12 protein-coding genes are annotated in these 13,992 nt (G+C 71.1%); 9 read left to right on the forward strand and 3 right to left on the reverse strand.

What is annotated here, in order from left to right; translation table 11 throughout:
* Nucleotides 1-76: 76 nt before the first annotated feature.
* From ACFYMM_RS26705 to ACFYMM_RS26720, 4 genes are all read left to right on the forward strand, one after another.
* Nucleotides 77-655, forward strand: coding sequence for a TetR/AcrR family transcriptional regulator (locus ACFYMM_RS26705; RefSeq protein WP_388390999.1), 579 nt, complete (start codon nt 77-79; stop codon nt 653-655).
* A gap of 286 nt (nt 656-941) precedes the next feature.
* The gene (locus ACFYMM_RS26710; protein WP_388390748.1) at nt 942-1,982 is read left to right on the forward strand and encodes a LacI family DNA-binding transcriptional regulator; all 1,041 of its coding nucleotides are present in this window, start codon (nt 942-944) and stop codon (nt 1,980-1,982) included.
* Between the two features lie 236 nt (nt 1,983-2,218).
* Nucleotides 2,219-5,032, forward strand: a complete 2,814-nt coding sequence (locus ACFYMM_RS26715; RefSeq protein ID WP_388390750.1) for a protein kinase — start codon at nt 2,219-2,221, stop codon at nt 5,030-5,032.
* 292 nt (nt 5,033-5,324) lie between these two features.
* Nucleotides 5,325-6,077 (forward strand): hypothetical protein, encoded by a 753-nt coding sequence (locus ACFYMM_RS26720; RefSeq protein WP_388390752.1) that lies wholly within the window; start codon nt 5,325-5,327, stop codon nt 6,075-6,077.
* Nucleotides 6,078-6,108: 31 nt separating this feature from the next.
* On the opposite strand, the gene ACFYMM_RS26725 is transcribed toward ACFYMM_RS26720, so the two are convergent.
* Nucleotides 6,109-6,666 carry a TetR/AcrR family transcriptional regulator gene (locus tag ACFYMM_RS26725; RefSeq protein ID WP_388390754.1) on the reverse strand — a complete coding sequence of 186 codons (558 nt, stop codon included), beginning with the start codon at nt 6,664-6,666 and terminating at the stop codon, nt 6,109-6,111.
* Nucleotides 6,667-6,738: 72 nt separating this feature from the next.
* Here ACFYMM_RS26725 and ACFYMM_RS26730 point away from each other — a divergent pair, with 72 nt between their 5' ends.
* Entirely contained in the window at nt 6,739-7,896 is a 1,158-nt protein-coding gene (locus ACFYMM_RS26730) for an FAD-dependent monooxygenase (protein ID WP_388390756.1), read from the forward strand.
* A gap of 471 nt (nt 7,897-8,367) precedes the next feature.
* Nucleotides 8,368-9,081, forward strand: coding sequence for a hypothetical protein (locus ACFYMM_RS26735; RefSeq protein ID WP_388390758.1), 714 nt, complete (start codon nt 8,368-8,370; stop codon nt 9,079-9,081).
* A 7-nt stretch (nt 9,082-9,088) separates the two neighbouring features.
* On the opposite strand, the gene ACFYMM_RS26740 is transcribed toward ACFYMM_RS26735, so the two are convergent.
* A complete protein-coding gene (locus tag ACFYMM_RS26740) occupies nt 9,089-9,679 on the reverse strand; it encodes a TetR/AcrR family transcriptional regulator (protein WP_388390760.1) in 591 nt (196 codons plus the stop codon).
* A gap of 130 nt (nt 9,680-9,809) precedes the next feature.
* Here ACFYMM_RS26740 and ACFYMM_RS26745 point away from each other — a divergent pair, with 130 nt between their 5' ends.
* Both ACFYMM_RS26745 and ACFYMM_RS26750 read left to right on the forward strand, forming a co-directional pair.
* A complete protein-coding gene (locus ACFYMM_RS26745; RefSeq protein ID WP_388390762.1) occupies nt 9,810-10,655 on the forward strand; it encodes an SDR family NAD(P)-dependent oxidoreductase in 846 nt (281 codons plus the stop codon).
* 227 nt (nt 10,656-10,882) lie between these two features.
* Nucleotides 10,883-11,866 carry an aldo/keto reductase gene (locus ACFYMM_RS26750; protein ID WP_388390763.1) on the forward strand — a complete coding sequence of 328 codons (984 nt, stop codon included), beginning with the start codon at nt 10,883-10,885 and terminating at the stop codon, nt 11,864-11,866.
* A 226-nt stretch (nt 11,867-12,092) separates the two neighbouring features.
* On the opposite strand, the gene ACFYMM_RS26755 is transcribed toward ACFYMM_RS26750, so the two are convergent.
* Entirely contained in the window at nt 12,093-12,785 is a 693-nt protein-coding gene (locus ACFYMM_RS26755) for a TetR/AcrR family transcriptional regulator (RefSeq protein WP_388390765.1), read from the reverse strand.
* A gap of 53 nt (nt 12,786-12,838) precedes the next feature.
* Here ACFYMM_RS26755 and ACFYMM_RS26760 point away from each other — a divergent pair, with 53 nt between their 5' ends.
* The gene (locus tag ACFYMM_RS26760; RefSeq protein ID WP_388390767.1) at nt 12,839-13,954 is read left to right on the forward strand and encodes an FAD-dependent oxidoreductase; all 1,116 of its coding nucleotides are present in this window, start codon (nt 12,839-12,841) and stop codon (nt 13,952-13,954) included.
* Nucleotides 13,955-13,992: the final 38 nt, after the last annotated feature.

The raw sequence follows: 13,992 nt of genomic DNA on the forward strand, positions 1-13,992 counted from the left end.
CACAGGTGATGGGACTCTTGTCCCATCACTCTAGCGCAGTGATGGGACAAGAGTCCCATCACCTATGATGGTGACCATGGGAAGATGGGAACCAGGCGCACGCGAACGCCTCGTCGTGGCTGCCGTCGACCTGTTCACCGAGCAGGGGTACGACGCCACGACGGTCGCGCAGATCGCCGAGCGCGCCGGAGTCACCAAAAGCACCTTCTTCCGGCATTTCCCCGACAAGCGCGAGCTGTTGGTGGCCGGGCAGGAGACGCTGAGCCGACTGTTGAGCGAGGGGATCGCCGAGGCGCCCGATGACGCCAGCCCGCTCGAGGCGGTCGCCGCCGGTCTCGAGCGCGCCTCGAGCGCGATGGGTCCCCTGAATCGCGAGCTCGCTCCTCGCCTGAAGGCGGCCGTAGCCGCCAGCGCCGAACTCCAGGAACGTGACGCCTTCAAGAGCGTCAGCCTCGCAGCCGCGATGACGACCGCTCTGGTCGCTCGAGGCATACCCGATCCGACCGCGGCGCTAGCGGGCGAACTGGGCGTCCTCGCCTTCAAACGCGGGTTCGCCCGATGGTCCGAGGGTGACCGCGACGGCAAGGACGAGCTCGCCGGGTACGTCCTGACGGCCCTTGACGAACTGCGTACCGCGAGCGCCTCGCTCGGCTGAACCACCGCGACCGGACTTCGGGCGACTCCTTCGAGCCGAAGCCGCTGCTCGTGCGCCGGCCCACGGACCGCCGAGCGGTTTCCACCGGGCAATGGACGCCACGACATTGCGCGAGCGCGGTGACGAAAGTCCCCACGAGGACTCGGCGCACTGCCCGCCGGCCGCCGAGACGGACAGGAGGCGGGACCGGGCGGACCCGCGAGCCGCGTCCGCTACTGTGCGTCGAGGATGTCCCGACCGGGCCACGGCACTGGGCGGTGGGAGAACAGCGAGGTGGGAGACGCGTATGGCGGGCGACGGCGGGCCGGTGACACTGCGCGGGATCGCGGAACGGCTCGGGCTGCACGTCTCGACAGTCTCCCGCGTCCTCAACGGCCCGTCCGGCGAGCAGGGCCGTGCGGCCTCGGGCGAGACGGCGCGACGCATCCGCGAGCTGGCCGACGAACTCGGCTACCGGCCCAACCCGCACGCCACCAGCCTGCGCACCCGGCGCAGCAACCTTGTCGGGGTGCTCTTCCCCCGGCTGTCGGAGATCGTGGTCGCCACCATCTACGAGGGCGTGGAGGAGGAGGCGACCCGACGGGGGCTCTCCACCTTCGTCACCAACACCCACGACGACCCCGCCACCCAGCGCGAGCGGATCGGCATGGTCCTGGGCCGCCGGGTGGACGGCCTCGTCATCGGCGACGCACACCTGGACGGGGCCGCCCTGGACGACCCGGCCCTGAACAGCACGCCCTTCGTGCTCGTCAACCGCCGCACCGCCACCGGCCACCCGGCGGTGACCTGCGACGACCACCTCGGCGGGCGACTCGTGGCGGAGCACTTCCTGGCCCTGGGCCACCGTCGGGTGGCCGTCATCGCCGGTGAACCGTTCGCCAGCACCGGTACCGACCGCACCACCGGCTTCACCGACCGCTACCGCGAGGCAGGCCTGCCCGTGTCGGCCCACTGGGTGCGGCACTGCCGCTTCGACACGACCGGCGGACACCGGGCCGCCGTCGAGCTGCTGAGCAGGCCCGACCGGCCGACCGCGATCTTCGCCGTCAACGACCTCGCGGCGATCGGCACGATCGGCGCCGCCCGCGACCTCGGCCTGCGGCTGGGTGCGGACCTCGCCCTGGCCGGTTTCAACGACACCCCGCTCGCCGCCGAACTGCCCGTCCCGCTCACCAGCGTCCACTCCCCCATGGCCGAGCAGGGCCGACGCGCCGTGCGGCTGCTGCTCCGCCGTATCGCGGGCGAGCCCGTCACATCCGAGGCGCTCACGCCCGAGCTGGTGGTACGGGCTTCCACGGGGCCGCAGGTGGGGCCGAGTCTGCGGTGACCGGCGGGGCGGGCAGGCCCTGAGCCCGCCTGTCGACCTGTCAGTCGTCCCTCACCGGAGCCCGGTGGGCACTGATACCCAAACGATTGGCGCAAACGATTGGGTGGGGCATACTGATTGCTCGGCACGCGTCCGGCTACGGCAATGGGGGTGGCTTGGTGAGGTTGTTCGGCAGGCGGCGCGAGGCGACATCGGAGAATCGCGAGGAACTCGTCGCGACGCTGCGGGCGGGCAGCATGAGGGCTGAGCTGATCGCCCGGCAGTTCGGCGCGGCGGAGGCCGCCGCAAGCTACGCGGAACTCGTCGCGGAGGCGGAACGCGTCCTGGGACCGCAGGACACCGACACATTGTCGCTACGGCACCAACTGGCCCACTGGACCGGTGAGTCCGGCCGACCGGAAGCCGCGGTGCGCCTGTTCGTCGGTCTGTTGGCCGACCGGGAGCGGTTGCAGGGACCGCGCCATCCGGACACCGAACTGGCCCGGCATCAACTGGCCCACTGGCACGGCCGGTCGGGCCGTCCCGAGGAGGCCGTGCGCCGTTACGAGGCCATGCGTCGGTCCGCCGAGCGGGAGAACCGCACCGAGGAGGCGCTCACCCTGCTGTGCGAGGCGGGTTACTGGCAGCAGAAGAGCGGCGACAACGCTGCCGCGCTGCGGGCGTTCGCCCAGATGCTGCAGACCGCACAGCAGGAACTCGGCTCAGGCCACCGGCTCGTCAACATCGCCCGCCAGCGCTACGCCGAGGTCGCCGGCGGCCTGCCGTTCGGCAACGAGGGAGGCCACGACGGGCTGCAGGACCTCCTCGCGACGGCCGCCGCGGTCGAAGCCGCGGGAGACTTCCATCGCGCGGGCCGCATGTACGGGCAGATTGCCGTACGGTCCGAGCGGCTCTACGGGGCGGGCAGCTCCCAGACCCTCGCCGCGCGCGTCGCGCAGGCAAAGGCGGCGGTGGCGGCGGAGGACCACGCGACGGCTGCCGACACGTTCGGGAAGGTGCTCGCGTGCCTGGAGCTGCAGGGCCAGGGGCCGGGTTCGCCGGAGTACGACATCCTGCGCGGGCAGCGCGACGAGCTGGCCCGGATGGCCGGGCGCCCCGTGCTCCGTATCGCGGAACGGACCGCGACGGCGTTGGGCGAGGCGCTGCAGACCGCGCCGGAAACGGCATGCGCGGTACTGGCCCGCGAGGCCGGCACCCCGCACGCGACCTGGCTCGCGCTCGTCAACCCCGGTGCGGACGAGGGAACATGGGCCGAATGGACGCCGGAACACTGGGCCGCCGTGCTGCGGGACATGACGCGCGGGGGCTATGACGCGACGGCCCTCTGCTTCGCCCGCGACGACCTGCGGCCGACTCCCGAAGAGGCCTCCGTGTGCGAGCGGGTGGGTCTCCCGGGCCTCTACGTGTCCCGCCTGGGCGACGAAAACGTACGGATCCAGGCGTACGTCTTCGAGGGCCGCGAACCGGCGACGACCCGGGTCGTCGTGGTGAAGGAGGAGCAGGACGAGCAGAGCGAGCTGGGCGAGCGGCCCGCGCCGGGTGAACCGGACGCGGGGAAGCGGCCGCCCGCGGAGGTGGCGGGTGACGGCCGGGTCGCGGTGCACCCGCGGGCCGCGGCCATCGGGACCTGGCGCGAGATCGAGCGGGCGCGGCCCGCCGCCGGTGCGGACGGGGTCGACGGCGCGGACCGGTCACCGGTCTTCGGCGCGTACGAGGTGCTGGAGTGTGTCGGCGAGGGCGGGTTCGGGCGGGTCTATCTGTGCCAGGATCCCGACGGGCTGATGGTCGCGGTCAAGACGCTGCACCCGCACCTCGCGGCGGCTCCCCCGATCAAGCGGGGCTTCGCCCACGAGGTGCGGGCTGCGCGGCGGGTCGATGGGCGATTCACCGTACCGGTGATCGCCGCGGACACCGACGGCTCGACGCCGTGGATGGCGGTGCCCTACGTGGCCGCGCCCTCGTTGCAGGAGCTGGTCGAGCGCTGCGGACGGCTGGACGTCGGCCTGGTGCGCACGCTGGGGGCCGGCATCGCCGTCGCCCTGGGCGCCATCCATGCCGAGGGCATCGTGCACCTCGATCTCAAGCCCGCCAACGTGCTGCTGACCGAGGACGGCCCACGCGTCATCGACTTCGGTATCGCCCAGATCGAACGGCTCACCGAGCCACGGCGAGGCTTCACCGGCACCTACGCGTACGCCTCCCCCGAGCAACTGCGCGAACAGCCCACCTTCACCGCCGCGAGCGATGTGTTCTCCCTGGGCACCGTCCTGGCCCGGCTCGCTCTGGGGCGCAGCCCCTGGGGCAAGGACACGCCGTCCGTGGTCGCGGGCATCCGGGCCGGCACACCGGACCTCGCCGGGCTGCCCGAAGACTTCGCGGAGGTGGTCCGTTCATGCCTCCACATCGACCCGCGCCGACGGCCGACGGCCGGCGAAGTGGCCGAGGCCCTGGTGCCCGGAGCCGCCGGGGGCAGGATTGGTCCACCGCCGCTGTCCGACCAGGCACAGGCCCTCGTCATGGAACACGCCACCATGCCCGCCACACGCCATTACGAGACGCTTGCCTACACTCGAGCCCATGCTGCCGGGGACACCACGTGGGCTGTCCCGCGTCCGTCCCGCGCCGCCGACACCGCAGCCACGACTACGCCCCCGCGCGTGTCGGATCCGGACCCGCAGGGCGGTACCCCTCCCCTTCCGGGTGCGCTCGACGAGGCGGCCGAGGAACTGACGGCACGGGTCCTGCGCTGGGAGCGCGAACAGGAGGGCCAATCCATGGCCCGGACCCGTCTCGGTTGCGGCACCTTCCTCACGGAGGCGCAAGCGCGGCTGGGCGCCCGCCACCCACTGACCCTGCGCCTACGGGTCTCACACGCCATGCTCGGCTGCGACCGGCCCGGCGGCCTCCCCCTCGCCGAGCAGGTGCTGAACGACGCCGCCGTCCACCTCGGCGAGGGCCACCCCACGGTACGGGACGCCCGGACGCTGCTGGCGATGCTGAGGTCGGCGGGTGAACCGCCGCGGTCCGGGGCCGCCGGGTCGGGGGGATGACGGCCAGGCCGCCGTCGGTTGAGTGTCGGCGGCGGGTGTTATAGCGGACCGGCAAAGGCTTGCGCAGGCCGCGTTGTCCGCGCTGATGGCGGCCGCACGCCGCCAACTTCGGGGCGTCGGCGACCAGGCACCCTCCTCCCCTACAAGGACGCCGCCTACACCAGCGCCAAGGCAACTGCGCTGACCAGCACGGTACGGTGACGCACGGCCAGATGGCCGTTTCGGGTCGCAGAGTGACGCGGTCGAGGAAAGACATGGACATGCCCATCCAGGCCTTTTAGGCTCTCGATCCATGCTTGCCGCTGCCGACACACATTCGGATGCGTACCAGGCGGGACAGGTCCTCGCCCCGTTCATCCTGGCCGCCATCGCCCTTGTCATCCTCTGGACCGCGACCCGCAAGTGGCGTCGGCCGCAACCAGTGGAGAACCCCATGGCCGAGGACATCGACGCCGCGGCCAAGCTCGCGCGGGAGCGGACCCGTCGAGTCGTCATCGGCACCGTGGTCATCGTCGTCGCGGCCATGGCGGTGGCCGTGCCCAGGATCCGCCAGTCCGGCCAGTACGGCAGCGCCGCATCCAAGGGGCCCACCAATCTGACCATCACCCCGCCGGCCACCCTCGGCAGCTACCGGCTGATGACCGGCACCCAAGCAGACCGACTCAGCGCTCAAATAGCCGCCAAGCAGACTGAATTCCACACCGTCAGCTTCTACACCACCGCGAGTGAGCCCACCCGGCCCGTCGTAGAAGTCCTCAGCGCCACCAGCACCACCGATCCGAAGCTCGCACAGGAGCTCGCCCAGCACTCGGCCGACTACGAGAACACCAGTTTCATGGCAGGAGCGCACATGTCCGACGCCAAGATCTTCAACCCCGGCTCGGCCGGCGGCAGAATGCGGTGCGGAAGCAACAGCGCCCAACTGCTCTGCGCTTGGACCGACTCCTCGACCATCGGCGGACTGGTGAGCAACGCGACCAGTGGCCTCGACGTCCAGCAGATCGCTTCCCTGACCCAGCAATTCCGGGTCGCCGCCGAACACTGAACCTCGGCACCGGACGCAGAAGTCACCCCCGTCAGCGCAGGGCGGCGGCGACAAGTCCTTCGAGAGCCTCGCGCCGCACTTCGCCGCCGTTCACCAATCGGTCGAAGACCAGTCCGTCGAGGCAGGTCAGCAGAGTGTGAGTGCGGTTCTCGACGTCCGTGACGTCGTGCGTGGCGAGGAACAGCCGGACGGCCTCACGGCCGGCGTTCTCGCGGGGCACGAGGATCTCCCGCAGCTCTTCGTCGCGCACGCTCTCGACGGCGCAGGCGTGGCGGGCGAGCGAGCGGCGGCGGCCTTCGCCGGTGAGTCGCTGTCGGGTGAGCAGCACCATGCCGTCCACCAGTTCCTCCACGGTGCGCAGGGGTGGCAGCGCTTCGGCCGCCCTTTGCAGTTCCGCCTGGTCGAGTTGGACCAGGCGGGTGACGAGTCCGGTCAGCAGTGCGGCGCGGGTACGGAAGTAGGCCGAGGTGGTGCCGGGCGGCATGGCGGCTCTGCGGTCGACCGCGCGGTGGGTCAGGCCGCGCATTCCCTCGTCGGCGAGGACATCGAGAGCCGCGTCTGCGAGAAGGGTGCGCCGATCCGAAGCCATGGCCCCTTTCTACACCCGTAGAGACTCGGGATAGAGTCGGCTTCTACAGATGTAGAAGAAGGGGGCTCCGGCATGGGGAACACGGCAGTGGTGGTCGGAGGAGGCATAGGCGGGCTGGCCGCCGCCATCGGCCTGCACCGCATCGGGTGGGACGTGACGGTCCTCGAGCGCACGTCCACACTCGAGGACACCGGGGCCGGCATCTCATTGGCTGCCAACGGCTTGCGGGCACTGGACGAACTCGGCGTCGGCGGGGCGGTTCGGGATGCGTCACGAGGCCAGTACAGCGGCGGCACCCGCACGCCCCGGGGCGGCCGGCTGGCCCGGATGGAGGGCTCGGCACTGGAGAAGGCCGTGGGCACGCCGATCATGGGCATCCCCCGTTCCACCTTGCACCGCCTACTGCGCGAGGTGTTGCCCGCCGGGTCACTGGTGGTCGGCTCGGAGGCGGCCACGGTCGAGCAAGCCGGCCCGGGGACGGTTCACGTCGGTTACAGCACCACGGTCCTGGAGGCCGATCTGGTGGTGGCGGCCGACGGCATCGGCAGCACAGTCCGCAGCCGACTCTTCCCAGACCACCCCGGTCCGGTCTACAGCGGCTCGACGGTGCTGCGCGCGATCACGGAGCACGCGGTCGATCTGCGCGCCGACTTCGAGCTGACCTGGGGCCCGGGCGCGGAGTTCGGACACATCGCGTTCCTGGACAGGCGGGCCGAGTGGCACGCCGTCCTCGGCCTCCCCGCAGGAACGCGGTTCGCCGACCCGCTGGCAGAAGCACGCCGACGGTTTCGTACCTGGCACGACCCGATCCCCGCCCTGCTCGACGCGACTCGGACGCAGGCCGTGCTGCAGCACGACGTCTACGAACTCCGCACGCCGCTCCCCTCGTACACGGTCGGCCGGATCGTCCTCCTCGGCGACGCGGCCCACGCGATGACCCCCAACCTGGGACAGGGAGCCTGCCAGGCGCTGGAGGACGCGGTCACCCTGGCCGCCGCCCTCGGCGCCGAGTCCACCGTCGAGGCCGCGCTCGCCCGCTACGACGCGGAGCGTCGACCGCGCAGCCAAGCCGTCGCGCGGGCCGCCCGGCAGGCCGCGAGAATGGGCCAGCAACTGTCCCATCCACTGGCTGTCGCCCTGCGGAACACGGCAATGCGACTGACACCGTCCCGGGTCGCCACGCGTATGATCCTGCGGCACCACGCCTGGGTCCCGCCGTCGTTGAACTGATTGATCCGTACGCGGCGTCACCGCCGACAGCCGGATGACTGTTCATCAGGTGGCCGTCGGCAGGGCGGGGAAACGCGACGGCCGGCATGCTACTTCGTCGTGTGGCCCGCCGGACGAACCCCGTCCTTCCCTTCCAGGCGCACGGCATACGGCACACGGCACTCAAGGTAGCGGCCGGCGCTGGACGGGACTCGACAGATCAGCCTCGGCTCCCGGTGTCCCCGTCGCGGGAGTGCGGCCGACCAGGTGCGGGAGCACCCCTGAAGGCACATAATGGACTGTATCGAGTGCCCTGATATGGGAGTTCACGAGTGTCAACCGGACCGCGCCCAGGCGACGCGGAGCCTTCACTTTCGGTGAACAGGGACAGTAATACACCTCCGAACGATGGAGGGCAGTGCCATGAATCGTCCTCTGAGAAGGCACGCCGGCCCGCCCCAGTGGCCGAGCTACCGAGGAACCTCCCACTTCGTGGGAGCGAGCCCCAGCGGAGCGGTAACCGTCTACGTCGATCCGAGCCTTGGAGCGCAGGGCCTGCAGAACGCGACCGACCTCGTCGACGACGCCGACCGCGTCGTCGAGCTGAACAACACCATCTTCAACACCACCGGCGACCCCGTCAGCGTCATCGTCTTCGCGCTCGGCTCCGTGACCGACGGCTCAGGGGGTGCGGACCACATGGGCTGCACCTTCCAGAACGGCGGCGCCATCGAGGTGGACGCATCGTTCGGCAACTCGGCCCGCGTCTCCGGGCTGTTCGAAGCCGAACTGAGCGAGTGCGCGATGAACGGTCAGCTCTGCGGACTCAGTACCGGCGAGGCCCTCTCGCGCTGGTGCGCCGCCGTCGTGAGTGACAACGCCCTGGTCGACTTCGCCACGGCGCCGTTCTGGGCCGAGAAAGGAATGCGGAACTTCGTCGACAGAACCGACGGCACCGACACCAACCCGATCAGCAACGGCTGCGGGATGGCGTTCATCTCCTGGCTGGCCAGCCAGGGACACCAGCTGCCTCGGATCGCCCAGGCCATGGTCGCGCTCGGCGACGCGGGTACGCTGGCCGACCTCTACGCCGACCTGACCGGCCAGCCAAAGGACGAGGCATGGCCGGAGTTCGAGCTGGCCATCAAGGGACTGACGGATGGGGTTACCAGCGACGACCCGTTCGGGGCCTTCCCGGCAATGTGAGGCCGGGTCAGGGACTGGACGCCGACGCGTCCGCCCCGTACCGGAGGCCGTCGAGGAGGAGGTCGAGGAGGCGGCCGGCCCGTTCGCGCTGGTCGGGAGAGCTGGTGATCAGCGCGACGCCGGCCAGGCTGAAGCCGACGTCGAAGGGGTCGATGTCCGGGCGCAGGAGACCGGCACCGGCACCGGCGTGCAACAGGGTGCCGAGCGCGGCGCCGAGCTTGTCGAGGGTCTCGGCGAAGGGGTCCGCACCGGATGCGACCGCGGCCCGTAGCGCGTCCGCCATACCCTGCTTGGCCGCCAGGTAGTCGATGAAGGCGTCCATCCACAGGCGGAGCGCCCGGTCGGGCGGGTTCTCGGCGAGCAGCTTGGTGGCACTGTCGCAGACGCGGGCCAGCTCGTTGCGGTAGGCCGCCTCGATGAGCGCCTCGCGCGTGGGGAAGTGGCGGTAGAGCGTGGCCGAGCCGACGCCCGCGGCCTTGGCGATCGCGTCGATCGCGACGTCCGGGCCCTTCTCGGAAAAGGCGCGCACGGCCGCTTCGAGGATGCGCTCGCGGTTGCGGCGGGCATCGGCACGCAAAGCGCTCGGCTTGGTGGTCAAGGCTGCTCCCTTCATCGGGATCCAGTCTAGCTGGACAACCGGGGAGTTCCCCGCTTACCGTGGCGAGTAACTGGGGAACTCCCCGGTTACGGGTTCGGCCCGTTGTGCTCCCCACGCAAGGAAGACCCCCATGACCCTCCCGAAGACGGTTCTGATCACCGGTACGTCCTCCGGCATCGGCCTGGCCGCCGCCATCGGCGCCGCCCGGGCGGGCTGGGCGACCATCGCCACCATGCGCGACACCAGCAAGGCCGAGGCCCTGCTCAAGGCCGCCACCGAGGCGGATGTCGCGGACCGGATCCAGGTCAAGCGCCTGGACGTGACGGACTCCGCGGGCATCGCGGCCTGCCTGGACGAGGTCGTCGCCGAGCACGGCCGCCTGGACGCGCTGGTCAACAACGCCGGCGCCGCCCAGGTCGGCACCATCGAACAGGGCAGCGTCGAGGACGTCCGCGCGGCCATGGAGGTCAACTTCTTCGGGGTGGTGGCGGTGACCCGGGCCGCCCTGCCACACCTGCGGGCGTCGAAGGGCCGGGTGATCACCGTCAGCAGCGTCGGCGGCGTGGTCGGCCAGCCCTTCAACGAGGCGTACTGCGCGGCCAAGTTCGCCGTAGAGGGCTTCATGCAGTCCCTCGCACCGGTCGCCGCCACCGTCGGCGTCGACGTCACCGTGGTCGAACCCGGCGCGGTGGCGAGCGAGTTCGTCGCCAATCTCGGCCTCGACGTCCCGGCACTGCTCGCCGCCGCCGGACCTTACGGCCCGGCGCTGGAGGCCTACATCACCCGCACCCGGCAGTCGTTCGGCAACGCCCAGACCCCGGCCGAGGCAGCCGCCCCGATCATCGACGCCCTGACCGCCCCCCGCCCTCCCTTCCGCGTCCAGACCTCGCAGTGGGCACGCGACTTCGTCGCCACCACCCTCGCCGACCTCGACGGCTCCGCCGTCCAGACCCTCACCGGTACCTGGGTGCAGTGACCGCCCCGCCCCGCGTCACGCCGGGTGCGCCGCCGACGCCTGGCGCGACAGCCGCACAGCGTCCCCGGCCGCCGGCGCGGCACCACCTCCGCAGCCCGGCCGGCCGCGACCGGTGACGGCGCCCTCGCCCGGCCGCACCCGGCCCGAACCGCGGGCCGCGGCACACCCTACGTACAACCGACCAGTCACACACCGCGGGACGATCCGCGACAGCAAGGAAGATCATCATGGAACTCCGTACCCTCGGCAGCCAGGGCCTGACCGTCTCCGCCGAAGGACTCGGCTGCATGGGCATGAGCGCCTTCTACGGCAGCACCGACGAGGCCGAGTCCCTCGCCACCATCGACCGTGCGCTGGAACTGGGCGTGACCCTGCTGGACACCGCCGAGAGCTACGGCCCGTTCATCAACGAGCAACTCCTCGGCAAGGCCCTCGCCGGCCGCCGCGAGCAGGCCGTCGTCGCGACCAAGACCGGCGTCGAGTTCACCGACGACGGCACGCTCGTCGGCCACAACGGGCGATCCGACTACATCCGTCGTTCACTGGACCGCTCCCTGCGCCATCTGGGCACCGACCACGTCGACCTCTACTACCTGCACCGGGTCGACCCGCAGGTGCCGATCGAGGAGACGGTCGGCGCCATGAGCGACATGGTGGCCGCCGGCAAGGTCCGCTGCATCGGCCTGTCGGAGGTCGCTCCGCAGACCATCCGCCGCGCCCACGCCGTCCACCCGATCACGGCGGTCCAGACCGAGTACTCGCTCTTCGAGCGCGGCATCGAGGACAACGGCGTCCTGGCCACCCTGAACGAACTCGGCATCGGCCTGGTCGCCTACTCGCCGCTGGGCCGCGGGTTCCTGTCCGGTGCGATCACCAGCCCGGACGACTTCGCCGCCGACGACTTCCGCCGCACCGACCCGCGTTTCCAGGGCGAGAACTTCGCCCGCAACCTGGCCGTGGTCGACGAGGTCCGCCGCATCGCCGCCGCCAAGCGCGTCTCACCATCCCAGCTGGCTCTCGCCTGGGTGCTGCACCAGGGCGCGGTCGCCATCCCCGGCACCAAGCGCCGCCGCTACCTGGAGGAGAACGTCGCAGCCACCAGCGTGACGATCACCGATGAGGACTTGGCCGCCATCGAAGCCGTCGCCCCGCGAGGCATCGTCTCCGGCGACCGCTACGCCCCCGAACTCATGCGGAACCTCAACGGCTGACCCGCAGGGCGTGCCGGAAAGAGCAGCCGGCCGTCGCGACTCCGGTCGCCGGGAACGCCGTACTCCGCGATCAACTCGCGAACAGGCCGGCCTGGCGGTCTCTCACGATCGCGGGCAGCCGGCGCCAAAATGCCCAGGGCACCGTGCCCACGGCTGACGCTCAGGCGCCCCGCACGGCCCGTGGGCACCGAGTCCGACCTCGCTCGCCTTCAGCCGGAGCTGTGCGTCACGTCGGCGGACGGGTGAGTTTGGCGGCCACGCCGTCGAGGACCCAGTCCAGGCCGGTCGCGAAGGATTCCTCGGCGTCCACGTCAGTGCCGTCGTACACGGCCCTGGCCAGCGCCGGGAAGCGGCCCGTGGCCAGCATTCTCGTCACGTGCGGGCCCGAGGCGCGCTGCCAGTCGCGCTCGGACAGGCCCGAGGCGCGCTCCGCCCGCAGGTTCGCGATCTCGCGTCTGATCGCGCCGGTGAAGTAAGCGCTGACCGTCTCCACGGCGCGCATGACGGTGTCGATGTCGGCGAGGCCGTCGAGGGAGGCCAGCGTGGCCTCGGTCACGGCGAGGCCGTTCGGGCCCAGGGCCGGGCGGCCGCCGAGCAGGTCGGCCAGCCATTCGTGACGGAGAGCGGCCTGCCTGGTGCGGTGGGCGAGGCCGCGCAGCGCCTCCCGCCAGTCACCCGACTGTTCCTTAGGGAGTATTTCGGCCTGGACCTCGTCCACCATGAGGTCGAACAGCTCCTCCTTGGTGGAGATGTATCCGTACAGCCGCATCGGGCCGGCGTTCAGCCGGGCGGCGACCTTGCGCAACGACACCGCCTCCAGCCCGCCCTCGTCGGCCAGCGCGACGGCGGCGGCGACGATCCGCTCCCGGTCGAGTGGCACGGGGCGAGTCGGCGGCTCCGGCCGGTCCCACACAGTCATGGCCACATCGTACTGTTGCGAGGCACTGTAATGAATCAATACAGTGTATTGCCATGAGACATCGCATCGCAGTAGTCGGCGGTGGCCCCGGCGGCCTCACCTTCGCCCGCGTCCTCCACCGCCACGATCACCCGGTCACCGTCCTCGAACGCGATCCCGCCCCCGACGCCCGCCCCCCGGGCGGCACACTGGACCTGCACGAAGGACTGGGCCAGCTCGCGCTGGCCAAGGCGGGACTGCTGGCGCAATACCAGGCGCTGTCTCGTCCCGAGGGACAGGCCATGCGCATCCTGGACACGGCCGGGACCGTCCTTCGCGACTGGCGGCCCCGTCCGGATGACCGGGCCAATCCGGAGATAGACCGCGGGCAACTCCGTGACCTGCTGCTCGGCCCTCTCGACGTCCAGTGGGGGCGGGGCGTGACGCAGGTGGTGCCAGGGACCCGGGACGGCGTTCTGGTCCATTTCGCGGACGGACGACAGGAGACGTTCGACCTCGTGGTCGGCGCGGACGGCGCCTGGTCCCGGATCCGTCCGGCGCTCTCGCCGGTGACGCCGCACTACACCGGCGTCACCACGGTCGAGACCTCCCTGGACGACGTCGACACCCGCCACCCCGACCTCGCCCGGCTGGTCGGCGACGGTTCCATGGCTGTCTACGGCGTGAACCGAAAGCTCGTCGCCCAACGCAACAGCGGCGGCCACGTCAAGGTCTACGCCCAGTTCCGCGCGCCGCTGGACTGGCACACGAACCTGGATCTGGCCGACGCCGAGGCCGTGCGATCGAGTCTGCTGGCTCTGTTCGACGGCTGGGCTCCTCCCGTCCTCGACCTCCTCCGCCACGGCTCCGCTTTCGCCCACCGCCCCCTCTACGTCCTTCCCGTGTCCCACACGTGGACCCCCGTCCGCGGGGTGACGCTGCTGGGCGACGCCGCCCATCTGATGCCCCCCTTGGGGGCGGGCGCGAACCTCGCGATGCTGGAAGGCGCCGAACTCGCCGAGTCCATCGCCACCAGCCCCGGAGACCTGGACGACACCGTCCGCGCCTTCGAGGAACGGATGTGGGCACGGGCCGGCAAGTGGGCGAAGATCACGACGGCCGGACTGGAACGCCTCGTGAGCCCGGACCCCGCCGAAGCCCTCGCCCTCTTCGACCGAGTCCAGCAATAGAATCCGAGTCTGGGGCGCGGAGTCGACCTCGCCGAAGC

The sequence above is a fragment of the Streptomyces sp. NPDC006739 genome (genome assembly GCF_042869815.1).
Classification (GTDB): domain Bacteria; phylum Actinomycetota; class Actinomycetes; order Streptomycetales; family Streptomycetaceae; genus Streptomyces.